At 66.9% G+C, this 24,211-nt stretch carries 23 protein-coding genes; 15 read left to right on the top strand and 8 right to left on the bottom strand.

What is annotated here, in order from left to right; genetic code table 11:
- Nucleotides 1-179 precede the first annotated feature (179 nt).
- The gene (locus CE453_RS21160) at nt 180-1,622 is read left to right on the top strand and encodes a lipopolysaccharide biosynthesis protein (protein ID WP_089176362.1); all 1,443 of its coding nucleotides are present in this window, start codon (nt 180-182) and stop codon (nt 1,620-1,622) included.
- A 171-nt stretch (nt 1,623-1,793) separates the two neighbouring features.
- Nucleotides 1,794-2,609: a L,D-transpeptidase gene (locus CE453_RS21155; RefSeq protein WP_472840961.1), complete on the top strand. Its 816-nt coding sequence runs from the start codon at nt 1,794-1,796 to the stop codon at nt 2,607-2,609.
- A gap of 12 nt (nt 2,610-2,621) precedes the next feature.
- On the opposite strand, the gene mbfA is transcribed toward CE453_RS21155, so the two are convergent.
- Nucleotides 2,622-3,578: an iron exporter MbfA gene (gene mbfA, locus CE453_RS21150; protein ID WP_089176361.1), complete on the bottom strand. Its 957-nt coding sequence runs from the start codon at nt 3,576-3,578 to the stop codon at nt 2,622-2,624.
- A 206-nt stretch (nt 3,579-3,784) separates the two neighbouring features.
- Between mbfA and CE453_RS21145 the strand changes: the two genes are divergently transcribed.
- Both CE453_RS21145 and CE453_RS21140 read left to right on the top strand, forming a co-directional pair.
- A complete protein-coding gene (locus tag CE453_RS21145; protein WP_089176360.1) occupies nt 3,785-4,210 on the top strand; it encodes a MerR family transcriptional regulator in 426 nt (141 codons plus the stop codon).
- Nucleotides 4,149-4,613, top strand: coding sequence for a carboxymuconolactone decarboxylase family protein (locus CE453_RS21140; RefSeq protein ID WP_472840960.1), 465 nt, complete (start codon nt 4,149-4,151; stop codon nt 4,611-4,613). The genes CE453_RS21145 and CE453_RS21140 overlap by 62 nt, the downstream gene beginning before the upstream one ends.
- A gap of 55 nt (nt 4,614-4,668) precedes the next feature.
- Here the strand turns inward: CE453_RS21140 and CE453_RS21135 are convergent, their stop codons facing one another.
- From CE453_RS21135 to CE453_RS21125, 3 genes are all read right to left on the bottom strand, one after another.
- Nucleotides 4,669-5,472: a DUF2076 domain-containing protein gene (locus CE453_RS21135; protein ID WP_248307822.1), complete on the bottom strand. Its 804-nt coding sequence runs from the start codon at nt 5,470-5,472 to the stop codon at nt 4,669-4,671.
- 95 nt (nt 5,473-5,567) lie between these two features.
- Entirely contained in the window at nt 5,568-6,278 is a 711-nt protein-coding gene (locus CE453_RS21130) for a L,D-transpeptidase (RefSeq protein WP_089178069.1), read from the bottom strand.
- Between the two features lie 456 nt (nt 6,279-6,734).
- A complete protein-coding gene (locus tag CE453_RS21125; RefSeq protein ID WP_089176358.1) occupies nt 6,735-8,144 on the bottom strand; it encodes an MATE family efflux transporter in 1,410 nt (469 codons plus the stop codon).
- A gap of 135 nt (nt 8,145-8,279) precedes the next feature.
- Here CE453_RS21125 and CE453_RS21120 point away from each other — a divergent pair, with 135 nt between their 5' ends.
- The 11 genes from CE453_RS21120 (at nt 8,280) to CE453_RS21070 (ending at nt 19,674) form a co-directional block, all read left to right on the top strand.
- On the top strand, nt 8,280-9,509 hold the full coding sequence (locus tag CE453_RS21120) for a M20 family metallo-hydrolase (RefSeq protein ID WP_089178068.1): 1,230 nt from the start codon (nt 8,280-8,282) through the stop codon (nt 9,507-9,509).
- A gap of 9 nt (nt 9,510-9,518) precedes the next feature.
- Nucleotides 9,519-10,931, top strand: a complete 1,413-nt coding sequence (locus CE453_RS21115) for an amidase (RefSeq protein ID WP_089176357.1) — start codon at nt 9,519-9,521, stop codon at nt 10,929-10,931.
- A 217-nt stretch (nt 10,932-11,148) separates the two neighbouring features.
- Complete coding sequence (locus CE453_RS21110) at nt 11,149-12,744, top strand: ABC transporter substrate-binding protein (protein ID WP_089178067.1); 1,596 nt, start codon at nt 11,149-11,151, stop codon at nt 12,742-12,744.
- A 136-nt stretch (nt 12,745-12,880) separates the two neighbouring features.
- Entirely contained in the window at nt 12,881-13,822 is a 942-nt protein-coding gene (locus CE453_RS21105; RefSeq protein ID WP_089176356.1) for an ABC transporter permease, read from the top strand.
- The gene (locus tag CE453_RS21100) at nt 13,819-14,724 is read left to right on the top strand and encodes an ABC transporter permease (protein ID WP_248307820.1); all 906 of its coding nucleotides are present in this window, start codon (nt 13,819-13,821) and stop codon (nt 14,722-14,724) included. Before CE453_RS21105 ends, CE453_RS21100 begins: the two co-directional genes overlap by 4 nt.
- An 81-nt stretch (nt 14,725-14,805) precedes the next feature.
- A complete protein-coding gene (locus CE453_RS21095; protein ID WP_089176355.1) occupies nt 14,806-15,747 on the top strand; it encodes an N-carbamoyl-D-amino-acid hydrolase in 942 nt (313 codons plus the stop codon).
- Between the two features lie 4 nt (nt 15,748-15,751).
- The gene (locus CE453_RS21090) at nt 15,752-16,330 is read left to right on the top strand and encodes a hypothetical protein (RefSeq protein WP_089176354.1); all 579 of its coding nucleotides are present in this window, start codon (nt 15,752-15,754) and stop codon (nt 16,328-16,330) included.
- Nucleotides 16,331-16,380: 50 nt separating this feature from the next.
- Entirely contained in the window at nt 16,381-17,544 is a 1,164-nt protein-coding gene (locus tag CE453_RS21085) for an amidohydrolase/deacetylase family metallohydrolase (protein WP_089176353.1), read from the top strand.
- Nucleotides 17,545-17,551: 7 nt separating this feature from the next.
- The gene (locus CE453_RS21080; protein ID WP_198302174.1) at nt 17,552-18,061 is read left to right on the top strand and encodes a GNAT family N-acetyltransferase; all 510 of its coding nucleotides are present in this window, start codon (nt 17,552-17,554) and stop codon (nt 18,059-18,061) included.
- A gap of 36 nt (nt 18,062-18,097) precedes the next feature.
- Entirely contained in the window at nt 18,098-18,556 is a 459-nt protein-coding gene (locus tag CE453_RS21075) for a RidA family protein (RefSeq protein ID WP_089176352.1), read from the top strand.
- The gene (locus CE453_RS21070; protein WP_089176351.1) at nt 18,553-19,674 is read left to right on the top strand and encodes a D-TA family PLP-dependent enzyme; all 1,122 of its coding nucleotides are present in this window, start codon (nt 18,553-18,555) and stop codon (nt 19,672-19,674) included. Before CE453_RS21075 ends, CE453_RS21070 begins: the two co-directional genes overlap by 4 nt.
- A 36-nt stretch (nt 19,675-19,710) precedes the next feature.
- Here CE453_RS21070 and CE453_RS21065 read toward each other — a convergent pair whose 3' ends face one another.
- The 4 genes from CE453_RS21065 to CE453_RS21050 form a co-directional block, all read right to left on the bottom strand.
- Nucleotides 19,711-20,436 (bottom strand): DUF1028 domain-containing protein, encoded by a 726-nt coding sequence (locus tag CE453_RS21065; RefSeq protein WP_089176350.1) that lies wholly within the window; start codon nt 20,434-20,436, stop codon nt 19,711-19,713.
- Nucleotides 20,437-20,511: 75 nt separating this feature from the next.
- Nucleotides 20,512-22,311 (bottom strand): gamma-glutamyltransferase family protein, encoded by a 1,800-nt coding sequence (locus CE453_RS21060; protein ID WP_089176349.1) that lies wholly within the window; start codon nt 22,309-22,311, stop codon nt 20,512-20,514.
- A gap of 69 nt (nt 22,312-22,380) precedes the next feature.
- Entirely contained in the window at nt 22,381-23,217 is an 837-nt protein-coding gene (locus CE453_RS21055; protein ID WP_248308144.1) for an ABC transporter permease, read from the bottom strand.
- Between the two features lie 47 nt (nt 23,218-23,264).
- Entirely contained in the window at nt 23,265-24,209 is a 945-nt protein-coding gene (locus CE453_RS21050; protein ID WP_089176348.1) for an ABC transporter permease, read from the bottom strand.
- Nucleotides 24,210-24,211: the final 2 nt, after the last annotated feature.

The raw sequence follows: 24,211 nt of genomic DNA, 5'->3' as shown, positions 1-24,211 counted from the left end.
CTGTGGCATTGCTCGTGCGGCCGCCATGCCGCTGCCGCATCCGAGGGCCTGCTGGACCTTCCGCTTGGAAAACCCTTTGCACCCCGCTACGCCATATCGTGCCGCGTCTGCCGGCTGGCAACGAGTCGCGAGGGCGCCGGTCGGGCGCACCGCGGCGGGGACGAGATGACCGAGACGAGATGACCGTCCTCCTGCCCTTCCTCGTCAACGCGGCGCTGAACTTCGTACTGGGGCTGCTGATCGCCCTGTTCCTCGGTCCCGAGGCTTTCGGCCTCTACGCGATCGGCGCGGCGCTGGTCGTGCTGGTCAACACGGCGGCGCTCGACTGGCTGAAGCTCTCGGCCGTGCGCTTCTATACCGCCGAGACGCGGGAGCGCGATCCCGGCATCCGCGCGACGCTGGACCTGCTCTTCGCGGCGGTCGCGCTGCTGCTGTGCGTGCTGCTCGCTGTGGCGCTGCTCGCCGGCTTCGATGGCGGCCTGCCGGCGTCCCTGCTCGCCGCCGCCGTGCTCGCGGCGATCGGCGCCGGCTGGTTCGACTATCATGGCTCCATCGCGCGGGCTCGCTTCCTCGATGCCGCCTATGCCCGGCTGATCTTCGTCAGGGCCGTGATCGTCCTTGTCCTGATGGTCGGCGGCGCCTGGCTGATGCGTGACCCGGCGACGGTGCTGCTGGCAGGTCTTGTCGGCACCATCGCCTCGGTCCTGAGCGTGCGCAGACGGCTCTCCGACGGGCCACTCGCCTTCGCCGGCGCGCGCAAGGAACTGGCGGGCGATTTCCTGCGCTATGCCTTGCCGCTCGTCGCCGGCAATGCCGTCTATTCGCTGATCCCGCTGCTCAATCGCAGCCTGCTCGCCGAGGCGCATGGCTTCGCCGAATCCGGCTATTTCTCGCTCGCCTCCGATATCGGGCTGCGTCTCTTCCCGATGTTGGCGACGATGCTCGAGATCGTGCTGCTGCGCGAGGTCATCCGCCTCGACGAAACCCGCGGGCGCAAGGCGGCGCGCAAGCGCATCGCCAACAACATGGTGCTCGTCCTGGCCGTGGTCCTGCCAGCGGCGCTCGGCTTCTGGCTCGTTCTGCCGGCCTTCGAGGCGCTCGTTGTGCCGCCGGCGTTTCGCGGCCACTTCGCGCTCTTCATGGTGCCACTGCTGCCGGGCTTCGCCGCCATCGCGCTCTTCCAGGCGGCGATCTATCCGGTCTTCCTGCTCGAGAAGCGTACCTTGATCGCGGCCATCGTTGCCGTTGCGGGGCTTGGCGTGAACCTGGCCTGGCTGTGTGTGTTATCGGGGACGGCCACGCCCTTGCGTTTCGCCGCCGCTCAGAGCGCAGGTTTCCTCGCCGTGCTGCTGATGACCGGCTTCGTCGCCCTGCACACATTGTCGAAAGCGCCCTCGCTGCGCGACATAGCCTGCGTGCTGCTGGCGGGGCTTGCGATGGCGCTGGCGATCTGGCCGCTGCAGGGACGCCTGCCACCATTGCTGGAGCTCGTGCTGCAGGTCGGGCTGGGCGGCCTGGTCTACGGCGCCGTCATCCTCGCTTGCGATGTCGCCCGCTGGCGGACCGGGCTCAGGCTCCGCTGGCTCGCACGAAAGGCGTCAGGGCCTCGAAAATCCGTGTGAGGCCGGCGCGGAAAGCCTTTCTTCACCCTGTCTTTTTGCAGGATGCTAAGGTTAATTCCGCGAATTGATGCTTCTGGCGCTGGTTTCGCGGCGGAAGAGTCAACGATTCACCATTCCTTTGACGCCGCCCCGCAGGCTTTCCGGCAGTCTTTCCGGCGAGAGAGTTGCGTCATGCGTTGTGCGTCCATCCTTCCGTTGCTGGCTGTCGCAGGCAGCCTCGCCGCGATCGGCCCGGCCGCTGCGCAGGGCTACGGCTATCCGAACGATCCGATGCTGCAGGCGCGGCGCGGCGGCGCGAACTATGGCGGCGGCTTCATCGAGATGCTGATGACCGGGCGCGACCCGACGCCCTATGGCCGTGGCGGCGCGGTCTATAACCGCCCGGGCGGCTATGCCTACGGCCAGGCGGTACGCGGACCCACCCGCTACAGCCCCGATCCCTTCGCGGAGGAGCGCCAGCCGCAAGGCGTGCCGCAGCCGGGCCGGCGGGTCGCGGCTTTGGGCCAGCCGGCCGAGCCGCAGGCCGGAATTCCCTATGTCATCGAGCCGCGCTTCCGGAAGCAGGAGGTCGCCTATGACGGCCCGCACAAGCCCGGCACCGTCATCGTCGACACGCCGAACCGCTTTCTCTTCCTCGTGCAGCCCGGCGGTCGTGCGCTGCGCTACGGCATTGGCGTCGGCCGTCCGGGTTTCTCCTGGGCCGGAACCAAGACCGTGACGCGCAAGGCCGAATGGCCGAGCTGGACGCCGCCGGCCGAGATGCTGAAGCGCCGGCCCGATCTGCCGCGCTTCATGGCCGGCGGCCCCGAGAACCCGCTGGGCGCGCGCGCGCTCTATCTCGGCTCGACGCTCTATCGCATTCACGGCACCAACGAGCCGAACACGATCGGCCGCGAAGTCTCCTCGGGCTGCATCCGCATGACCAATGACGACGTCATCGACCTCTACGGCAAGGTCGGTGTCGGCGCGAAGGTCGTGGTGATCTGAGGGCGACGGCTCTCAGGAACTGCCGATCAGGATGCCGACGGCCAGCACGGCGAGGCCACCCAGGATGATCTGCACGATCGCCGAGGTGAACGGCGTTTCCATGTAGCGGTAGCGGACCCAGGCGATGACCACCAGTTCGCAGGCGACGATGAAGCCTGCGATGGCCGTCGCCACCCAGAAATCGGGGATGAGATAGGGCAGGGTGTGGCCGAGCCCGCCGATGGCGGTGGCGATGCCGCAGGCGGCGCCGCGCACCCAGGGGTGGCCGCGCCCCGTCACCACGCCGTCATCCGAGAGCGCTTCGGTCAGTCCCATGCTGATGCCGGCGCCGATCGAGGCGGCGAGGCCGACGACGAAGGCGTTCCAGGAATCATGCGTGGCGAAGGCGGCGGCGAAGATCGGTGCCAGCGTCGAGACCGAGCCGTCGATCAGCCCGGCCAGTGCCGGCTGCACGATCTGCAGCACGAAAAGACGCTTGCGCGTCTCCTCCTCCTCGTCGGCCGCGCCCGAGCTCTTGAGTTCGTCGTCGAGCTGCTCCGCCAGCTTCTCATGGCCGCGCTCCGCTTCGGCCAGATCGGCCAACAGCTTGCGGGTGGCGGTGTCATGGGCTCGCTCGGCGGCGCGCGCATAGAATTGGCTGGATTCGACCTCCATCACGGCGGCATGGCGGCGCGCCGCCTCGAGCTGCAGGTCCTCATGCAGCCAGACGGGATTGCGCTTGAGGAAGCCTTTGACGTCCTGGCGTGTGATCAGCGGCAGTTCGGTGCCGAACCGGCTCTCATATTGTGCCAGGAGCTGGTGGCGATGGCCGCTTTCCTCCGCCGCCATCTCCTCGAACATCCGGGCGGAATGCGGATAGTTCGCGCGCAGCTTCTGCGCGAAGGTCAGGTAGATCCGTGCATCCTCCTCCTCGCTGGCGATGGCGAGGGCGAGGAGTTCGGCTTCGCCGAGATCGTCGAGGCGCTTCATGGGATGTCCATAGATTGGAATAATTCTAATCTATGTTGAGCGCACGCGCTTGTGAAGCCCCCTCTTGTCGAAAAGACCCGGAAGCAGGCGCGCCAGAGATCGACTGCGAGCGCCGCACGCGCTGTGGAGGACGTGGAAAACGGACGCTTGACTTAGAGTGCGCTCTAAGAAGTAGTTCTCTTGCATCGTGATGAGAAGCAGGCGCTATGAAGATTGGCGAGTTGGCGCGGCGTTCGGGTCTCTCGACCCATACGATCCGCTATTACGAGCAGATCGGTCTGTTGCCCTATGCCGACCGCAATCAGTCCAGGCACCGTGACTACGATGCCTCGATCCTTGTCTGGATCGAGTTTCTCGACCGGCTGAAGACCACCGGAATGCCGATCCGCGAAATGCTGCGCTATGCGGCGCTGCGCGCGGAAGGAGCCGGCACCGAAGGCCAGCGTCGGGATTTGTTGAAGAGGCACCGCGAGCAGGTCCGTGCTCACGTTGCCGAACTCAACGCCTGCCTTCTCGTCCTCGATGCCAAGATCGACGGCTACGTCGAGACCGAGAAGAGGATCGAGACAGATGATGCAGATCAACGACGTCAACGAGAGCCGGCTGGAGCGCGGAAAGCGCAGGCTGGCTGAAATCGACGGCAAGGCCGGGCAGAACGTGATTTCCGCGCTGGCGGACATTGCTCCCGACTTCGCGACCTATGTGTTCGAGTTCTCGTTCGGCGACATCTATTCGCGCGGCGGCCTCGGATTGCGCGAGCGGGAGATCGCGACGATCGCGGCACTGACGGCGATGGGCAACGCGGCTCCGCAGCTCAAGGTTCATATCGAGGCCGGCTTGAATGTCGGGCTCGATGAGAAGGAGATCGTCGAAACCATCATTCAGATGGCGGTCTATGCCGGCTTTCCTGCCGCGCTCAACGGTCTGTTCGCTGCGAAAGAGGTCTTCCAGGCCCGCCGATCGACCGAGACTGACGCCATGCCTGCAAGCCCGCTTCCCGCCGGAGGCAGGCCCGCGCCGGCGCTCGGCGCCTGAGATGAAAAAGGCCCGCCTCTGGAGAGGCGGGCCTTGGAATGGGATGAGGGCGTCGTCAGACCCAGCTGTCGTCGTCGGACCCGCCATCGTCATAGTCGGAGTCGTCGTAGTTGGCCTGGTCGTAGCTGTTCTGGTCGTCGTCCCGGTTGTCGGACGCCTTGTCGGTGCGGGCCTGGTCGTCGGCGCCGCGATCGTAGGCCGCCTGGTCGGACGCACCCTTGTCGTAAGCCGCCTGCTGCGAATTCGCGCCCGACCCGAAACTGTCCACCGAACTCGCGAGACTGTTCGTGGCGCTGCTCGCGCCGCTGCCGCCGGTGAAGGCGCGGGACAGGACATTGCCGAGCATCATGCCGCCGGCGACGCCCGCCGCGGTGGTGAGCGCGCTTGCCATGAAGCCGCCTCCGCCTCCGGCTTGCTGCGGAGGCTGATTGCTCCAGGGGCCGGGCTGGGGCGGAGGAGGAGCCTGCATGGGCTGGCCACCACCTTGGGTGTTCGTCCAGGCCGCGGATGGAGCGCCGTCGGCGCGGGGCGGAACCGGCGGAACCGAGCCGGCCCGCGGTTGGGCGCTGCCACCGAAGATGCCTGACAGGAAGCCGCCCGATGCCGGCGGCGCCTCGCTGGCCCGGTTCTGGAGCTCGCGGACCTGCGCCTGCAGGCTCTCGACCTGCTGATGCAGGTTGGCCAGCGCCTGCTCCTGCACATAGACGGCCTGCGCCATGGCGTAGGGCGCGTAGGGCTGCTCGCGGAGCCGCTCGGCAATGAAGGCCTCTGCCTCCGGGTCGCGGGGCTGATTGGCGGCCTGCCTGAGCCGATCAAAAATCCCGGCGATCACGTCGCGTTCTTGCGGCGTCATCGTCATCTCCTCTGGTTGGGCGGCGCTATTGCGCCGCCCTCAAGAGTTGGGATCAGGCTGTGACGGTATCAAGGCGGCGCGCGACGGTGCGTCGCGCCGTCTCAGAAGTCGCCTTCCGGGGGAAGGAAATCGTCGTCCGGCGGCGGTGCCTCGTCGGTCGCTTCCGGCGCCGACAGGCGACCGCGATTGAGGACGAGCACGTTGGTGCCGGGCGGAACGCGGCTGTAGAGGTCGATGATGTCCTGGTTGAACAGGCGGATGCAGCCCGACGACATCGACTTGCCGATCGACCAGGGCTCCGAGGTGCCGTGGATGCGGTACAGCGTGTCGCGGTCGCCCTGGTAGAGATAGAGCGCGCGGGCGCCGAGCGGGTTGTCGAGGCCGCCCTTCATGCCGCTGGCCCACGGGCCGTTCTTCTTCGGGTCGCGGCGGATCATGTCCGGCGTCGGAGTCCAGCGCGGCCACTCGGCCTTGCGCTGTACCCGGGCGCGGCCGCGCCAGGACATGCCCTGCTTGCCGACGCCGATGCCGTAGCGGACTGCCTTGCCACCGGCCTGGACGAGGTAGAGGAAGTGGTTGTCGGTATCGACGACGATCGTGCCGGGGTGCTCGGCGGTCTGGTACGAAACGATCTGGCGCAGGAAACGCGGATCGACTTCGGAGATATCCGTGGCCGGCAGCGGGAACCTCTCGTTCGGCCGCTCGCCATACATCTCGAGATATTCGGGGCTGACGTAGCGCGCCCGCGGATTCGGCACCTCGTAGGGCTGCTGGCGCTGGCTGACGCAGGCCGCCAGGAACAGCGGGGTCATGGCAGCGAAGACGCGGCGGGTCGGCCGTGCGAGGGGAGAGGCATCGAGGCGGGAGGACATCAGACTGAAACTCTGGCTGGGCGGCGGGCAAAGGCGAACGGCGGGCGACCGCACAGGGACCTGCGCTGCCGCTGTTCCGGTTCAAGGAGCCGGAGATGGCTGCGGGGTGAATACCGTGTGGCGAAATTGTGGCAGGCAATGAATGTTGCGAATCGGCAACATTGTTTCCGTGCCGCCACAAGTACCCTCGGCATAGGCCTCGCTCGCCGAAAAGAACGCGATTCCAAGGCGAAGAATGCGATTCTCCACCGTTTCAGGAAAGCCGTTCAACGTTAACAAAAAGTGACGCCGCGTCGTCTGGATTGTTTCCTGAGCCTGCCTGCTCTTCACAGATCGGAGAGGCATGCGTTGCAGGCATGGAGAATCAGGTGGCCTCGACCGTGCCTGGATGGCGCTTCAAAAGGTCGCGGCGCGTGCTGTGGTGACCAGGCCGAGCCTTTCCCGCGCCATCCAGCGCCCAAGCATCATCACCGACACGACGGCCAGGCCGATCGCGAGGCCGATCCAGATGCCGCGGCCGGCAAGCGGCGTCAGGAAGCCGAGTGCCGCCGAGAGCGGCAGCCCGATGCCCCAATAGCCGAGCCCCGCGAAGATCATCGGCAGTCGGGTATCGCCGAGCCCGCGCAGGATTGCGGAGCCGACGACCTGCGCTCCGTCGGCGAGCTGGAAGATCGCCGCATAGGACAGGAAGGTCATCGCCAGCGCCGCAACCTCCTCGGCCCCAGGCTTGGAGCGGTCGAGGAAAGGCGCGACGAGCCATTGCGGGGCGAGCGCCATCAGCAACGCGGTGAAGGCCATGAATCCGAGCGCGAGGGTCAGTGCCACGGCACCAGCGCGCCGGACGCCCTCGGGCTCGCCGGCTCCGAAGGCTCGTCCCACTCTGACCGTCCCCGCCTGCCCGATGCCGAGCGGCACCATGAAGGTCAGCGAGGCGATCTGGATGGCGATGGCGTGCGCCGCGAGCGGCGTTGCGCCGATCAGCCCCATCATGAAGGCCGCGCCGTTGAAGATCACCACCTCGAAGGCGACCGTCAGCCCGATAGGGAAGCCGATCCGCCAATAGCTCCGATAGCGCGCCCAGTCCGGCACCCAGAAGCGCCCGAGAAGATGGTAGCGACGGAAGCGCCGGTCGAGCGAGACGACGAGGGCGAGCCCCCCGAACATCAGCGCCGAGGATAGCGCCGTCGCGAAACCGGAACCGGGCAGGCCGAATGCCGGGAAGCCGAGATTGCCGAACATCAGGCACCAGTTGGCGAAGGCGTTGAAAGGCACGGCGAAGAGCACGACGATGAAGGCCCAGCGCGGCCGCTGCAGCGCCGCCACGAAGCCGCGCAGGCACAGATAGAGGAAGAAGGGCAGGAGCCCCCATTGCAGCGTGTGAACGTAGGAGGCGGCGGCCTTCGCCAGCGCCGGGTCCTGTCCCATCGCGTTCAGGATGGTCTCGGCCTGCCAGAGGATCAGCCACATCGGCCCCGCCATGGTCGCCGCCGCCCAGAAGCCCTGCCGCACGGTCCGGCGCAGATCGCGTACCGCATGGCGGTTGCGTCCGAGCTCGATCGCGATCATCGGCGAGACGGCGCTCATCACGCCGATGCCGAAGATCAGGAAGGCGGTATAGAGATTGCCGCCGAGCGCACCTGCCGCCAGCGCCTGCGGGCCGAGATGGCCCATCATCACCACGTCGGTCGCCGTCATCGCCGTCTGCGCGACATTGGTCAGCACCATCGGCCAGCTCAGGGCGAGCATGGCCCGGGCTTCGGCGAGCCAGGAATGGGGCGAGGCGGGGATCACGGCAGCTGTGGACATGGGATCCCGCTTCTACCCGCGATTGCAGGGCACAGACAGCCACTCGCTGAAGGGGGGCGGATGCATGCCGGGCGGGTCGACAAGCCGCAACGCGGCCTGCATCTTGCCTCGGCCGAACGAGGAGGGCTGCCGACCATGAGCACCAATCTGCGGATCGATGGCGCGCGGCTGACGTCGCGGCTGGCGGAGCTGGCGCGCATCGGCGCGACGCCCGAAGGCGGCTGCCGTCGACTTGCCTTGAGCGACGAGGACAAGCAGGGGCGCGACTGGCTCGTCGGCCAGCTCAAGGCGCTCGGGCTCGACGTCCGCGTCGACGCGATCGGCAACATCGTCGGCATTCTCAAGGGGCTGGAGGACGGCCCGGCCCTCGTCATGGGCTCGCATATCGATACGGTCGGTACGGGCGGGCGTTTCGACGGCGCGCTCGGCGTCGTTGCCGGGGTCGAGGTGCTGGCGGCGCTGCGCGATGCCGGACTGACGCCGAAGCGCGACATGGCCGTCATCGCCTTCACCAACGAGGAGGGCGCGCGCTTCCATCCCGACATGCTCGGCTCCTATGTCTGGGCGGGCGGGATGAGCGTCGAAGCTGCCCATGCGGAGGTCGATGCCGAAGGCGTGGGCCTCGGTGCCGAGCTGAAGCGCATCGGCTATGAGGGCGTCGAGAAGCCGGGCTTCCTGCCGGCGCACGCCTACCTGGAGATGCATATCGAGCAGGGGCCGGTGCTCGAGAACGAGGGCGGCGGGCTCGGTGCTGTCACCGGCATCCAGGCGATCACCTGGCTGGAACTGACGCTGAAGGGCAGGCCGAGCCATGCCGGCACGACGCCGATGGCCTATCGCAAGGACCCGGGACTTGCTGCGGCGCGCGTCAACATCTTTGCCAACGAGCTGACCAAGACCATTCCGCATCAACTCGCCAATATGGGCGTCATCCGGGTGACGCCCGCCAACGTCAATGTTGTGCCGGAAACGGTGGTGATGACGCTCGACCTGCGCAATCCGCAGGACGCGCCGCTCGCCCAGGCCGAGGAAGCCGTACGCCGCTTCTGCGCCGAGCTCTCCGCGCGCGACGACATCCACATCGCCTTCCGGGACCTTGCTCGCTTCCCGGCGACGCCTTTCGCGGAGGAACTGATCGTCGAGGTCGAGCGCAGCGCGCGGGAGTTCGATCTGCCGATCCGGCGCATGATCTCGGGCGCCGGCCACGACGCCCAGATGATGGCGCGGCTCTGTCCGACGGCCATGGTGTTCATTCCCTCCATCGGCGGCCTCTCCCACAACCCTGCCGAATTCAGCACCGACGAGGACATGGTCGCCGGCGCCAACGTGCTGCTCGCCACCGCCTGGCGCGTCGCCAACGCCTGAGGACCTGCCATGACGACCATCGCTTCGCTCTCGGCCGCCGAACTCGGCCCGCTCTACGCCAGCAAGGCGTTGTCCCCCGTCGAGGTCACGAAGGATGCGCTCGCTCGCATTGAACGCTTCGAGCCCGAGATCAACGCCTTCGTCCATCGCGACGAGGCGGCGACGCTCGCCATGGCCGAGGCCTCGCAGGCACGCTGGCTGAAGGGAGAAGCGACCGGCCCGCTCGACGGTGTGCCGGTCACGATCAAGGACAACATCGCCGTCGCCGGCTGGCCGATGCGGCGCGGAACCTCTCTCGCCTCCGACGAGCCCTTTCCCGACGATGCGCCGGCCACAGCACGCCTGCGCGAGGCCGGGACCGTCTTCCTCGGCAAGACCGCCATGCCGGAATATGGCTGGAAGGGCGTCGGCGACTCGCCGCTCAGCGGCATCACCCGCAACCCCTGGAACATCGGCACCGGGCCGGGGGGCTCGTCGTCGGGTGCGGCGTCCTGCGCTGCGCTCAACCTCGGCTGCATTCACATCGGCACGGACGGCGCCGGCTCGGTCCGCATTCCGGCTGCCTTCACCGGCGTCGTGGGCTTGAAGCCGAGCTATGGCCGCGTGCCGGCCTGGCCGATCTCGACCATGGGCTTCCTCGCCCATCTCGGCCCGCTGACCCGCACCGTGACCGATACGGCGCTGGCGATGCAGGTGATCGGCCAGCCCGATGAGCGTGACATGACCGCGATGACGAGCCGGCCGCCCGATTATGTCGACGGCCTGAAAGGGGGCGTGAAGGGGCTGCGTGTCGCCTGGTCGCCGAAGCTCGGGCTCGACGTGCCTGTCGATCCGGAGATTGCCGCATTGACGAGCGCGGCGGCGCAGGTCTTCGCCGAACTCGGCGCGACGGTCGAGGAAGCCGAACCCGGCTTCGCCGATCCGATCGAGACGCTGATGACGCTGTGGTCGTCGGGGGCGGCACTGGCCTTGCGTGATGTCGATGCCGCCGGTCGCGCGCGGATGGACCCTGGCCTCGTCGCGGTGGCGGAGCAGGGCGAGCGCATTCCCGCTTCGACCTATGTCGACGCGCTGCTCAACCAGCGCAATGCGCTGGCGCTGCGGATGGCGCGCTTTCATGCCCGGTACGACCTGTTGTTGACGCCGGCCCTGCCGTTGCCGGCGTTTTCGGTTGGCCGCAACACGCCCGAGCATGGCGCCTACGGTGAGGATTGGACCCGCTGGACGCCGTTCACCTACCCCTTCAACATCACCCAGCAGCCGGCCGTCTCCGTGCCCTGCGGGCTGACCGCTGCCGGCTTGCCGGCAGGGCTGCAGATCGTCGGAGCCTTCGGACGCGACGCGCTGGTGTTGCGGGCCGCTGCCGCCTTCGAGCAGGCGAGACCGTTCGCGCGTGTCGACCAGCCAGTCAAACCGATTTAGCCGCCGATTTTTTAAGCGCTGGCCCATCCGTTGCGTTGGGATCTGCCAAGGGTCGGATATTCCGGCCCTTTTTTGCTTCGGCGCGAACTGGCACGAACTCTGCAGGCCTCTGTGCCGCCTCGGATCCTCGGTTTCGGCGTGTTGTCAGGGACGGTTTTTCTGCCCAAACTCGCGCCAAGGCCGCACGTCAGAGGCTGCCGCTTCAGGGGAGTGAATGATGGATCGCAGGACGTTTTTGAAATCCGCGACCGGTGCCGGCGTCGTCGCCGCGGCCGGGGGGCTGGCGATGCCGGCCATTGCGCAGGGCTCGGCCAAGACCTTGCGCTTCGTGCCGCAAGCCAATCTCGCCAATTTCGACCCCATCTGGGGCACGCAATATGTTGTCCGCAATGCCGCGGCGCTGGTCTGGGACACGCTTTACGGGATCGACTCGAAGTTCCAGCCGCAGCGCCAGATGGTCGAGGCCGAGGAGGTCTCCGCCGACGGTTTGACCTGGACCTTCAAGCTGCGGCAGGGCCTGAAATTCCATGACGGCACCCCGGTGCTCGCCAAGGACGTGGTCCAGAGCCTGAAGCGCTGGCAGGCCCGCGACCCGATGGGCCTGATGATCAAGGCGATCGAGAACGAGCTCTCGGCGATCGACGATCGCAGCTGGAAATGGCAGCTCAAGCAGCCCTTCCCGAAGATGCTGCTGGCGCTCGCCAAGAACAACGCGCCCTGCTCCTTCATCATGCCGGAGCGCATCGCCAAGACCGATCCCTTCCAGCAGATCACCGAATATGTCGGCTCCGGCCCGATGAAATTCGCCAAGAGCGAATGGGTGCCCGGCGCCAAGGCGGTGTTCGAGAAGTTCGCCGACTATGTTCCGCGCTCGGAGAAGGCGGACTGGCTCGCCGGCGGCAAGAACATCCTGCTCGACCGGGTCGAATGGGTGATCATGCCCGATCCCGCGACGGCGGCGGCGGCCTTGCAGAACGGCGAGGTCGACTGGTGGGAGACGCCGCTCGCCGACCTCATTCCCGTGCTCAAGGGCAATGCCAGTATCAACGTCGATATCGGCGATCCGCTCGGCAATATCGGCGCCTTCCGCATGAACCACCTCTTCCCGCCCTTCAACAATGTGAAGGTGCGTCAGGCGGTGATGACCGCGCTGAACCAGGAGGACTACATGCGCGCCGTCGTCGGCGACGACGACAAGCTCTGGAAGCAGCTCGGTGGCTTCTTCACTCCCGGCACCCCGCTCTACACGGAAGAGGGCGGCGCCATGATGAAGGCGCACAACGTCGCCGCCGCCAAGAAGCTCCTCGCCGAATCCGGCTACAAGGGCGAGCCGGTCGTCTGCGTGGTGGCGCAGGACATGGCGGCGACCAAGTCGATGGGCGACGTCACCGCCGAATTGCTGAAGAGCATCGGCATGAATGTCGATTTCGTCGCCACCGACTGGGGCACGGTCGGCGCGCGCCGCGCCCAGAAGACCCCGCCGGGGCAGGGGGGCTGGAGCATGTTCCACACCTGGCACGCCGGTGCCGACTGCATCAATCCGGCCGCCTACACCGCGATCCGCGCCAATGGCGACAAGGCGTGGTTCGGCTGGCCGGACGTGCCGGCGGTCGAGACCGAGGTGACGAACTGGTTCGCCGCCAAGGACCTTGCCGAGGAAAAGGCCGCGCTCGGGCGGCTCAACAAGGCTGCGGTCGAGAACGTCGTCTATGCGCCGACCGGCTTCTATCTCAACTATCAGGCCTGGCGGAAGAACGTCACCGGCGTGGTGTCCGGCCCGTTGCCGTTCTTCTGGGGAGTTTCGAAAGCCTGACCGATGATTGCACGGGGCGGCTCGGCTGCTCCCGCGCCCGCGGAGCCATTGGCTCCGGCACTTCGCATTGCCGCGACCGGAATATCTGCTTCGGCCGCGGCACCCGCTCAGATTTGAACGAGGTTCGGACGGCTCCATGCTTGCATTCATCGTCAGACGCATCGTCGCGACCATCCCGGTGATGGCGCTCGTTGCGCTGTTCGTGTTCTCCCTGCTCTACATCGCCCCGGGCGACCCGGCGGCGATCATCGCCGGCGACCAGGCCTCGCCGGCCGATGTGCTGCGTATTCGCGAGAGCCTGGGGCTCGACCGGCCCTACCTCATCCGCTTCGGCGAATGGTCGTGGCGGATCCTGCAGGGTGACCTCGGAACCTCGATCTTCACCAACCTGCCGGTGACGCAGCTCATCGCCCAACGCATCGAGCCGACCGTGTCGCTGATGGTGCTGACTCTGATCTTCGCGGTGGTGATCGCCGTGCCCATGGGCGTGATCGCAGCCTGGAAGGCCGGCACCTGGGTCGACAAGAGCGCGATGGCCTTCGCCGTGCTCGGCTTTTCCGTGCCGGTCTTCGTCGTCGGCTACCTCCTCGCCTGGATCTTCGCGCTGAAGCTCGACTGGCTGCCGGTCCAGGGCTACACGCCGCTCGCAGACGGCATCTGGCCCTGGTTCAGGAACCTGATCCTGCCGACAGTGACGCTGGGGCTGGTCTATGTCGCGCTGATCGCGCGCATCACCCGCGCCACCATGCTCGAGGTGCTGCAGCAGGATTACGTTCGCACCGCCAATGCCAAGGGCGTGACGCAGAAGGACGTGCTCTTCCTGCATTCGCTCAAGAACGCGGCCGTGCCGATCGTTACTATCATCGGCATCGGCATCGCACTGCTGATCGGCGGCGCCGTCGTCACCGAGAGCGTCTTCGCGATTCCCGGCCTCGGCCGGCTCACCGTCGATGCCATCCTGCGGCGCGACTACCCCGTCATCCAGGGCGTCGTGCTGATGTTCAGCCTGGTCTACGTGCTGGTGAACCTGCTGATCGACCTGACCTACACGCTCGTCGACCCGAGGATCCGCTATTGACCGCTCAACCCTCCATCGCGGCGGCTGCCGCCCCAGCCGCTTCCGCACAGGCCGTCGAAGCCAGCCGGCTCGTCCGCTTCGGCCGCTATCTGCGCCGCCACCCCTCCGTCGCGATCGGCGGCGGCCTGCTCGTCCTCATGGGGCTGATCGCGGTCTTCGCCGGGTTCCTCGGCACGGTCGACCCGACGGCGATCTCGCCGGCACGGCGCACGCGGGTGCCCTCCGAGCTCTACTGGTTCGGCACCGACATGCTCGGCCGTGACGTCTATTCGCGTGTGATCTACGGCGCGCGCGTCTCGCTGCTCGTCGGCTTCAGCGTGGCGATCCTGTCCTCGGCCATCGGGCTCGCCATCGGCCTGTTCGCCGGCTTCATGCGCTGGGCCGACGGGATTATCATGCGCATCATCGACGGATGGATGTCGATTCCGCCGATCCTGCTCGCCATCGCCCTGATGGCGCTGACCCGCGGCTCGATCGGCAACGTCATCGTCGCCATCACCATCGCCGAAATCCCCCGCGTCGCGCGGCTCGTCCGCGGTGTCGTGCTGTCCCTGCGCGAGCAGCCCTATGTCGAGGCGGCGGTGGCCAATGGCGCAAAGGCGCCGCGCATCATCTGGCGGCATATCCTGCCCAACACTTTTGCACCGATGAGCGTGCAGGCGACCTACATCTGCGCCAGCGCCATGATCGTCGAGGCGATCCTCTCCTTCATCGGCGCCGGTGTGCCGCCTGCGACTCCGTCCTGGGGCAACATCATGGCCGAGGGGCGGGCGCTCTGGCAGGTGAAGCCGCACATCATCCTGTTCCCGGCGGTGTTCCTCTCGATCACCGTCCTGGCGGTGAACCTGCTCGGCGACGGCCTGCGCGACTCGCTCGACCCGCGCGTCGCCAAGCGGCTCTGACGCCAGCGCTCGCACATCCGGGCCGGCGTCTGAGGTGCCGGCCCGTCCTTCCATCTCGAATCTTCCCCGGAGCATCCCGCCGTGAGCCGAATCCTGACCGTCGCCGCCGCCCAGCTCGGTCCGATCCAGCGCAGCGAGAACCGGGCTTCGGCCGTGGCGCGGATGATCGCGCTGATGCGACAGGCCAAGGAGCACGGCGTCGATCTCGTGGTCTATCCGGAGGCGGCGCTGACCGCCTTCTTCCCGCATTGGTGGATCGACGACGAGGCCGAGATCGACTCCTACTTCGAGGCTGCGATGCCCTCGAACGAGACAGCGCCGCTTTTCGAGGAGAGCAGGCGCCTCGGCATCGGCTTTCATCTGGGCTTTTGCGAACTCGCCCATGAGGAGGGGCGCAAGCGCCGCTTCAACACCGCGATCCTGGTGGACAAGAGCGGCACGATCGTCGGCAAGTATCGCAAGATCCATCTGCCCGGCCATCCCGAGCACCGGCCCGACGCACCGTTCCAGAATCTCGAGAAGCGCTATTTCGAGACTGGCAATCTCGGCTGGCCGGTCTGGCGTACGATGGACGCCAATATCGGCATGATGATCTGCAATGACCGGCGCTGGCCCGAAAGTTACCGCGTCATGGGTTTGCAGGACGTGGAGCTGATCGTGCTTGGCTACAACACGCCGAAGCACAACCCGCCCGCGCCCGACCATGACCGCCTCGGAAACTTCCATAATCAGCTCGTGATGCAGGCCGGCGCCTATCAGAACGCCACCTGGGTCGTCGGCGTCGCCAAGGCGGGGCCGGAGGCCGGGGTCGACCAGATCGGCGGCTCCTGCATCATCGCCCCGACCGGCGAGGTCGTGGCGCAGGCTGTGACGGAAGGCGATGAACTCATCATCGCCCGTTGCGACATGGACCTCGGCAAGAGCTACAAGGCCTCGACCTTCAACTTCGCGAAACATCGCGAGCCGCAGGCCTATGGGCTGATCGTCGAGCGCAAGGGGGCAGGGCCACTCTTGGAAGGATAAGCCCGTGTCGCCCGATCCGTTGAATGTGAATTGCTTTTTCCCGCCGAAGCTTACGGCCTGCGAGCAGGAGGCCCGCGGCTTCTCCGCGCGTGGGCAGAACGGCGGGATGTCTCATGTCCAGCGGGTGCATCTCAGCGTCGGCCAGAACTATTATCGATTCTGCGATTCGAACCGCTTCGCCCAGGATCCGCAGCGCGCCTCCGCCGGCGGCTGGTGGACGGATCACGAGGTTTTCACCAAGGTTCGGACGACCGCCAGCGCCTCGGCGACCATGACGCGCTATGCACGCAACATCGGCGAGGCGCCGCTAAGCTATGCGGCCAAGCTCTATCTCGCGATCCCTTATGAATGGGGCGATTGCGGCGTGGTCGTGGTCGCCCAGCTCATCGACCGGCTCGACGCCTTCCGCGGGCGCGGGCTGACGGCCTATCTCAAGAACAAGAAGCATGACGATCGCGACGGCAGCGCGAAATACACGCCGATCCAGGACCCGACGATTTCGCAACTCTTCATTCCCGAATTGCATCTGTATTTCGGGCGCGCCTTCTCTATCGTGCGACAGGGGCCGGCTTCCTCCTTCTGACTGAGCGGCGCCGCCGTCGTCTTGCTGATTGGCCTGCGGAGTAGTTTTCGATGACCCACGACATCATCCTCAAAGGCGGACGCGTCATCGACCCGTCCCAGAAGCACGACGGCGTCATCGATGTCGCCTTTACCGACGGCAAGGTCTCCGGCTTCGGCAAGGACCTGAAGGGCGCCAAGGAGATCCGGGATGTCTCCGGCTATATCGTCACGCCCGGCCTGATCGACCTGCACACCCATGTCTACTGGGGCGGCACCTCGCTCGGCATCGACGCCGACGAGTTCTGCCGGCTCTCCGGCGTCACCACCTCGGTCGATACCGGCTCGGCCGGCCCCGGCAACTGGGCGGGCTTCCGCAAGCACGTCATCGAGCCGAGCCAGGCACGCATCCTCGCCTATCTCCATGTCTCGCATGCCGGCATCTATGGCTTCGATCATCGCGTCATGGTCGGCGAGAGCGGCGATATGCGCATGATGAACCCGATCGACTGCGCCGAGGTCGCCGACAAGAACCGCGATTACATCGTCGGCATCAAGGTCCGCGTCGGCCTGCACGCCTCGGGCGATCAGGGCACCAAGCCGCTCAACATCGCGCTGCAGGTCGCCGACGAGGTCGGCATGCCTCTGATGTGCCATATCGACCACCCGCCACCGTCCTATGAGGAAGTCATCGGCATGCTGCGGCCGGGCGACGTGCTGACGCACGCCTTCCGCCCCTTCCCGAATGCGCCGGCGACCGCGCAGGGCACGGTGAAGCCGGAGGTGCTCGCCGCCCGCAAGCGGGGCGTGATCTTCGACATCGGCCACGGCAAGGGCTCGTTCTCCTTCAAGACCACCCGCGCCATGCTGGCCAACGGCTTCGAGCCGGACGTGATCTCCTCGGACGTGCACAAGCTCTGCATCGACGGCCCCGCCTTCGATCAGGTCACCACCATGTCGAAGTTCCTGTGCATGGGCATGAGCCTGAACAACGTCATCGCCGCCTCGACGGTGAACGCCGCCATGGCGCTGAAGCGTCCGGAATACGGCTCGCTCAAGGTCGGTTCGCTCGGCGACGCGACGATCCTGACGGTCAAGGAAGGCAAGTTCGACTATGTCGACGTCGTCGGCGAGCATCTGATCGGCGACAGGAAGTTCGTCTCCGAGGGCGTCGTGCTCAAGGGCAAGTGGTGGCATCCGAAGCGGACCAGCAAGTTCCCGAAGGTCGCGGCTTGAGCGCTTCATGACGCGTGAAATGGCCTGGCGCCGGATGGCGCCGGCCGATCTTCCGGCCGTGATGGAGATCGCGGCCGTCGTGCATCCCGACTACCCGGAAGACGAGGCCGTCTTCGCCGAAAGGCTGCGCCTCGCGCCAGCCGGCTGCCATGTGCTGGCAGATCTGGCGGGCGCGCTGCTCGGCTATCTCGTCAGCCATCCCTGGCCGGCGGGAGCGGTCCCGGCCCTGAATTCGCTGCTCGGCGCCATCCCGCCCGGCACCGTGAACTGGTACATCCATGACCTCGCGCTGCTGCCGCAGGGCAGGGGCACAGGTTCAGCCGGGCACATCATTGCCTGGATTGCCGGCGAGGCTGTGCGGAGAGGTTGTTCCAGCCTGGCGCTGGTTGCGGTCAACGATTCGACCGGCTTCTGGCAGCGGCAGGGTTTTCACGCGGTGCATGACCCCGCGCTTGATCGCAAGCTCGCAAGCTACGACGATGCCGCCCGCTACATGCGCCGTGATTTGCAAGGTTGAGACGACCTTGCATCGAGAGCGTTCGAGGAGAAGACCATGAGTGCCGATGACAAGCTGAAGGAACTGGGGTTGACCTTGCCGGAGGTGCCGAGCCCGGTCGCGACCTATGTCAGCTTCAAGCAAGTCGGTGACATGATCTATCTCTCGGGGCAGGGGCCCAAGCGCGCCGACGGCACCTATCCGACCGGTAAGGTCGGCGCCGACGTCACCATCGAGCAGGCTTATGAGCACGCGAAGCAGACCGGCCTCGGCCTGCTCGCCGCGATGAAGAAGGCTGCCGGCTCGCTCGACAAGATCGAGATCGTCAAGCTGCTCGGCATGGTCAATGCCGCGCCGGACTTCTCCGATCATCCCAAGGTCATCAACGGCTGCTCAGACCTCTTCGTCGCCGTGCTGGGGGATCGCGGTCGCCATGCCCGCTCGGCTGTCGGCATGGGCTCGCTGCCGAACCGTATGACCGTCGAGATCGAGGTGATCGTGAAGGTGCTGCCATGAGCGTGACCGCTACCACCTCCGCGTCGCTCAACCAGCCGGCCGCGACCTCGCTCGCCGCCGAGATCGCCCGTATCTACGGCACGCCGGCGGTGGTGATCGATCTCGACAAGGTCGATGCCAACATCGCCCGTCTCCAGGCGACCTGCGACGCAGCCGGCCTCGCCAACCGCCCGCATATCAAGACGCATAAGTCGCCGGTGCTGGCCCGCCTCCAGATCGAGGCCGGCGCGCGCGGCATCACCTGCCAGAAGCTCGGCGAAGCCGAGGTCATGGCCGATGGCGGCATCGACGACATCATGATCAGCTACAACATCCTCGGCGAGGAAAAGCTGGGCCGCCTCGGCGCACTCCAGCGTCGCGTCCGGATGATCGTCGCCGCCGACAATCCCGTCACGATCTCCGGACTGCCCCGCGCCGGCGAGATTGCAGGCCGTGATCTTGAGGTGGTGATCGAATGCGATACCGGGCGCAAGCGCGCCGGCGTCGAGACGCCCGGCGAGGCGGTCGAGCTTGCGAAGATGGTTGCCGCTTCGCCCGGCCTGCGCTTCGCCGGCTTCCTGATGTACCCGCCGGAGGATGGCTGGGAGCGGACACAGGTGTTCCTCGACACCGCCAATGCCGGCCTGCACGATGCCGGTCTCAAGGCCGATATCGTCTCCACCGGCGGCTCTCCCAATCTCCCCCATATCGGCAAGCTGAAGGGCTCGACCGAGCACCGCTCCGGCACCTCGATCTTCAATGATCGCATGCAGATGGCGGCCGGTGTCGCCACGCTCGATGATTGCGCGCTCAATGTCTACGCCACCGTGGTGAGCCGGGCGGCGCCCGAGCGGGGCATCCTCGATTCCGGCTCCAAGACGCTGACCAGTGACAAGGGCAATCTCGACGGCCACGGGCTGATCCTCGAATACCCGCAGGCGCGGATCGCGCAGTTCGCCGAGGAGCACGGCTTCCTCGACCTGTCGGGCACGAACGAGCGACCGGTGGTGGGCGAGGTGGTTCGCATCGTGCCGAACCATGTCTGCGTCGTCGTCAACATGGTCGACCGGCTCATCACCGTGCGCGGCGACAAGCTCATCGGCGAATTGCCGGTCGCGGCGCGCGGCAAACTGTCCTGAAGTGTTCGGAGAACCCTCCGGGAGAGGGTTCTCCGCTCACTCCGGATGCCGCGCGTTCCAGTTCGCGGCGTATTCCGTGCAGAGCCGGTCGAGCTCGGCCCGGTCGGTGACGCCGGCGGGGCGGCTGCGCGACGGCGAGGCCTGCTGGAATGGCACCGAGCGCTGATGCGCGACGCGCCAGAGACGGCGCAGCTCCTTGAGTGGATCGGCATGATCGTCGACGCGGATGTCGAGGCTCGGCATCGGCTCGCTGCTCCAGATCCGGATCGCGGCGGATTGCTTGCCGCGCTTGTCGCCGCCAGCCTTCTCGCCGGCCTCGAGCGCGACCAGCAGGCGCTCGTCGAAATCGAGTGCCGAGGCGGCGATATAGGCCTTGAGCGTTTCCTGCACGACCTCGGGCCCTGCCAGCATGTTCCCGGCGACCGAGACCTGCGGGCCGTCCACCGCCCCGCACCAGTCGATGCAGGCCGCGCCCGTATGGGCGGCGATCTTGCCGTCGCGGTCGATGACGTGGAGCTGCCGGTGGGCGCGGCCTTCATCGGCGGCGGTCAGGGTCGCGACGATCTCGACGGCGGAACGCCCTTCCTGCAGGAGGCGTAGGCCGTCGATCCCGTAGAGCGGGTTGACGAAGGCCTGGGTTGCGATGGCGCCGGTGCGCCCGCCGCCATAAGGCACGCGCGCGCCGACGGCGAAGGCGCAGGTCGAGACGGCGACGCCATAGGCGCCAGTCGCGGCGTCACGGGCGACGATGGACCAGGTCATGCGGTCAGCTCCCTAGATCATCGCGCGTCCATTCGGACGCGATAACGATGATCTATCTCATTGTTGGTCCGATGCTTAGCGGCCGGCGGCATAGGCCTGCATCAGACGCGGCGTCGCGGCGGCGCGCAAGAGCCCGTCGCTGCTGCGTTCCGCCGCGGTGAGCCGCCCGACGGTCCAGGCCGGGGCCTTCTCGATGACATGGCCGCGCCGCGCCAACTCCGCCAGGGCGGCGGCGCCGATGCTCTCCTCGATCATCATGTGGCCCGGCCGCGAGGCGCGCGGGTAGAAGGAGGAGGGGAAGTGCTGGGTGTGGAACAGCGGCAGGTCGATCGCCTCCTGCAGGTTGAGCCCGTGATGGACCCGGCGCAGGAACAGGCCGAGTTGCCACTGCTCCTGCTGGTCGCCGCCCGGCGTGCCGAAGGCGAGGCGCGGCTGGCCCCGCTCGAAGGCGAGCGACGGCGTCAGCGTCGTGCGCGGCCGTTTGCCGGGCGCGAGCGAGGACGGCAAGCCTTCCTCCAGCCAGAACATCTGCGCCCGCGAGTTGAGCGGGAAGCCGAGTTCCGGGATGACGGGCGAGGATTGCAGCCAGCCGCCCGAAGGCGTCGCCGCGATCATGTTGCCCCACTTGTCGATGACGTCGATATGGACGGTGTCGCCCTTGCGCCCGGCAGCGACCATCGAGGCCATGGTCGGCTCACCGACGGCGGCGCTGGTCGAGCCCGGCTGGGCAATGTCGCCGAGCGCCCTCAATGCATGCGCGACCTGGTCCTCGAAGCCGGGCACGACGCCGGGACGCAGCTCCAGCGAGGCGCGCTCGCCGATCAGGTTGCGCCGCCCGGCGGCATAGTCCTCGGAAAGCAGCGTGGCGAGCGGCACCTTCACGAAGTCCGGGTCGCCGTAATAGGCCTCGCGGTCGGCGAAGGCGAGCTTCATCGCCTCGACGACATGGTGCACGAACTCCGGGCTTGCCGGGCCCATTCCGGCAAGGTCGATGCCTTCGAGGATCTTCAGCGTCTGCAGGAAGACCGGGCCCTGGCCCCAGGGGCCGATCTTGAAGACCTCCCAGTCGTGATAGGTCGCCGAGGCCGGTGTCTCATAGGTGGGTTGCCAGCGCGCCATGTCGTCGGCAGTGAGCAGGCCCTTGTTGCGCCGGCCCGAGGAATCCATGACCTCGGTGGCGCGGCAGAACCGGTCCATCGCCTCCGCGACGAAGCCCTTGTACCAGGCGTCGTAAGCGGCCTGGATCTGCTCCTGCCGGTCCGAGCCGGCGGCTTCCGCCTCGGAGAGGATGCGCTTGTAGGTGGCCGCCGCCGCCTTGTTGGCAAAGAGCTTGCGCGCTTCCGGCACGTTGCCGCCCGGCAGATAGACTGCGCCCGAAGTCGGCCATTCATGGGTGAAGAGGTCGGTCAGCTCCCGGATCGAATCGGAGACGCGCGGCAGCATCGGGTGGCCGTTCTCGAAATAGCCGATCGCCGGCTCCAGAACATCGCGAAGCTTGAGGCGGCCATGATCGCGCAGCAGCGTCATCCAGCCACCGAAAGCGCCCGGCACCACGGTCGCCAGCAGGCCCGAGCCCGGAATCATGTCGAGGCCGAGTGCCTTGTAGGCGGCGATGGTCGCGGCCTGCGGGGCGCTGCCCTGGGCGCAGAGCACTTCGACCTTCTTCGTCTCGGTGGAATAAAACACCGCCGGCATGTCGCCGGCCGGGCCGACGAGATGCGGCTCCACCACCTGCAGCACGAGGGCGGCGGCGGCGCAGGCGTCGAAGGCGTTGCCGCCCTTTTCCAGCATCGCCATGCCGGAGGCGGTGGCGAGCCAGTGGGTCGAGGTGACGACGCCGAAGGTGCCGAGGATTTCGGGGCGGGTGGTGAACATGGGCCTATCCAGTCGTGGAAAAGGGTCGAAACGGTGTCAGCGGTGAAGGTCGAAAGCGGCCGGTGTCATCTAAGTCTCCCTGGGATCGAGCGCATCGCGCAAGCCGTCGCCCAGCAGGTTGAAACCGAGCACGGCCAGGAAGATGCAGATGCCCGGCGCCACCGACATCCAGGGTGCCTGCTCCATGAAGTTCTTGGCGACGTTGAGCATCTGGCCCCAGGACGGCGCCGGCGGCTGCTGGCCCAGCCCGAGGAAGGACAGGGCGGCTTCCAGGATGATCGCCCGCGCCATGAACAATGTCGACTGCACGATGATCGGCGAGAGCGTGTTCGGCAGCACATGTCGGAACATCAAACGCAGGTCCCGCGCCCCGACCGCCCGCGCACCTTCGACGAAATCCTCGACCTTGACGCTCATCACCTGGCCCCGCACCAGCCGGATGAAGATCGGCACGGCCGAGAGGCCGATCGCGATCATCGCATTGGTCAACGACGGGCCGAGCACTGCCGCGAAGGCGATGGCGAGGATCAGGAAGGGGCAGGCGAGCAGGGCCTCGGTGATCCGCGAGATCACGATGTCGACCCAGCCGCCATACCAGCCGGCCAGCAGCCCGAAGGGCAGGCCGATGGCGACCGCAATCAGCACCGACACGATTCCGGCGAGCAGCGAGGCCTGCGCGCCGAAGAACAGCCGCGAGACCTGGTCGCGTCCGAGCTCGTCGGTGCCGAACCAGTAGAGCTCCGAAGGCGGCTTGCGGATGGCCAGGAAATTCGACTTGAACGGGTCCGCCAGCGGCAGGATCGGTGCCAGCACCGCCATCAGCACGAAGAGCAGCACGAGCCCCCCGCCGATCAGTGCCGAGGGGTTGCGCAGCAGGCGGGCCAGCACGCCGGGCCGCGTCGTCATCCCGTTAGCCGCGCCGGTGCCCGCGGAAAGCGAATCCATCGAGGCCATCAGGCCGCCCTCAACCGCGGGTTGACGAGGATGTAGAGGATGTCGGCCAGCAGGTTCATCAGGATGAAGCCGATCGCGGTACACAGCACCACACCCTGCACCACGCCGTAGTCGCGGTTGAACACGGCATCGACGATGAGCTTGCCGAAGCCGGGGATTGTGAAGACCTGCTCTGTCAGCACCGCGCCGGCCAGCAATTCGCCGAAGAGGAGTGTCGTCAGCGTGATGATCGGCACCAGCGCGTTGCGCAGGGCATGGCGGTGCACGACGGTGTCCTCGTCCAGCCCCTTGGCCCGGGCGGTGCGGACATAGTCGGAGCGCAGCACCTCCAGCATGGCCGAGCGGGTATGGCGCATCAGAAAGGCGGCAAGCCCGTTTCCGAGCACGAAGGCCGGCATGATCAGGCGCTCGATCGCGGCCTTGGGATCGACGAAAATCGATTCGTAGCCCGAGGCGGGCAGCCATTTGAGATGCACCGAGACCAGCAGGATCAGCATGATGCCGAGCCAGAAGTTCGGGATCGACAGGCCGGAGAGCGCGACCGCGCTGGCCGAATAGTCGGCCACCGTGCCCTTGCGTCGCGCCGCCAGGATGCCGATGGGGATGCCGATCGCGACCGCGACCAGCATCGAGGCGACGGCGAGCTGGAGCGTCACCGGCAGTTTCTGCAGGATGAGCCCCAGAACCGGCTCGCCGGTGCGTAGCGACCGGCCGAAATCCCCCTGTATCACCTGTCCGAGCCAGGCAAAGAACTGCACGAAGACCGGATCGTTCATCCGGTAGATTTCGCGCAGCCGGGCGATCGCCTCGGGATCGCGCTCCTCGCCAGCGAGGACGAGGAAGGGATCGCCCGGCAGCGCGCGCTGCAGGGCGAAGACGAAGAGCGACACCAGGAACAGCGTCGGGATCGCGATCAGGACCCGCCGGAGGATGAGCGTGACCATCG

The organism is Bosea sp. AS-1 (assembly GCF_002220095.1).
GTDB lineage: Bacteria > Pseudomonadota > Alphaproteobacteria > Rhizobiales > Beijerinckiaceae > Allobosea.
Note: the sequence above shows the minus strand (reverse complement) of the source record. Positions and strands in the feature narration are given on the sequence as shown.

What these genes read in the sequence shown, in the direction of transcription:
- CE453_RS21055 (WP_248308144.1), bottom strand. Translation starts at nt 23,217, where the DNA reads ATGACGACGCGGCCCGGCGTGCTGGCCCGCCTGCTGCGCAACCCCTCG.
- CE453_RS21155 (WP_472840961.1), top strand. Translation starts at nt 1,794, where the DNA reads ATGCGTTGTGCGTCCATCCTTCCGTTGCTGGCTGTCGCAGGCAGCCTC.
- CE453_RS21080 (WP_198302174.1), top strand. Translation starts at nt 17,552, where the DNA reads ATGACGCGTGAAATGGCCTGGCGCCGGATGGCGCCGGCCGATCTTCCG.
- CE453_RS21070 (WP_089176351.1), top strand. Translation starts at nt 18,553, where the DNA reads ATGAGCGTGACCGCTACCACCTCCGCGTCGCTCAACCAGCCGGCCGCG.
- CE453_RS21125 (WP_089176358.1), bottom strand. Translation starts at nt 8,144, where the DNA reads ATGTCCACAGCTGCCGTGATCCCCGCCTCGCCCCATTCCTGGCTCGCC.
- CE453_RS21120 (WP_089178068.1), top strand. Translation starts at nt 8,280, where the DNA reads ATGAGCACCAATCTGCGGATCGATGGCGCGCGGCTGACGTCGCGGCTG.
- CE453_RS21065 (WP_089176350.1), bottom strand. Translation starts at nt 20,436, where the DNA reads ATGACCTGGTCCATCGTCGCCCGTGACGCCGCGACTGGCGCCTATGGC.
- mbfA (WP_089176361.1), bottom strand. Translation starts at nt 3,578, where the DNA reads ATGAAGCGCCTCGACGATCTCGGCGAAGCCGAACTCCTCGCCCTCGCC.
- CE453_RS21115 (WP_089176357.1), top strand. Translation starts at nt 9,519, where the DNA reads ATGACGACCATCGCTTCGCTCTCGGCCGCCGAACTCGGCCCGCTCTAC.
- CE453_RS21085 (WP_089176353.1), top strand. Translation starts at nt 16,381, where the DNA reads ATGACCCACGACATCATCCTCAAAGGCGGACGCGTCATCGACCCGTCC.
- CE453_RS21130 (WP_089178069.1), bottom strand. Translation starts at nt 6,278, where the DNA reads ATGACCCCGCTGTTCCTGGCGGCCTGCGTCAGCCAGCGCCAGCAGCCC.
- CE453_RS21135 (WP_248307822.1), bottom strand. Translation starts at nt 5,472, where the DNA reads ATGACGATGACGCCGCAAGAACGCGACGTGATCGCCGGGATTTTTGAT.
- CE453_RS21075 (WP_089176352.1), top strand. Translation starts at nt 18,098, where the DNA reads ATGAGTGCCGATGACAAGCTGAAGGAACTGGGGTTGACCTTGCCGGAG.
- CE453_RS21050 (WP_089176348.1), bottom strand. Translation starts at nt 24,209, where the DNA reads ATGGTCACGCTCATCCTCCGGCGGGTCCTGATCGCGATCCCGACGCTG.
- CE453_RS21140 (WP_472840960.1), top strand. Translation starts at nt 4,149, where the DNA reads ATGATGCAGATCAACGACGTCAACGAGAGCCGGCTGGAGCGCGGAAAG.
- CE453_RS21145 (WP_089176360.1), top strand. Translation starts at nt 3,785, where the DNA reads ATGAAGATTGGCGAGTTGGCGCGGCGTTCGGGTCTCTCGACCCATACG.
- CE453_RS21105 (WP_089176356.1), top strand. Translation starts at nt 12,881, where the DNA reads ATGCTTGCATTCATCGTCAGACGCATCGTCGCGACCATCCCGGTGATG.
- CE453_RS21060 (WP_089176349.1), bottom strand. Translation starts at nt 22,311, where the DNA reads ATGTTCACCACCCGCCCCGAAATCCTCGGCACCTTCGGCGTCGTCACC.
- CE453_RS21110 (WP_089178067.1), top strand. Translation starts at nt 11,149, where the DNA reads ATGGATCGCAGGACGTTTTTGAAATCCGCGACCGGTGCCGGCGTCGTC.
- CE453_RS21160 (WP_089176362.1), top strand. Translation starts at nt 180, where the DNA reads ATGACCGTCCTCCTGCCCTTCCTCGTCAACGCGGCGCTGAACTTCGTA.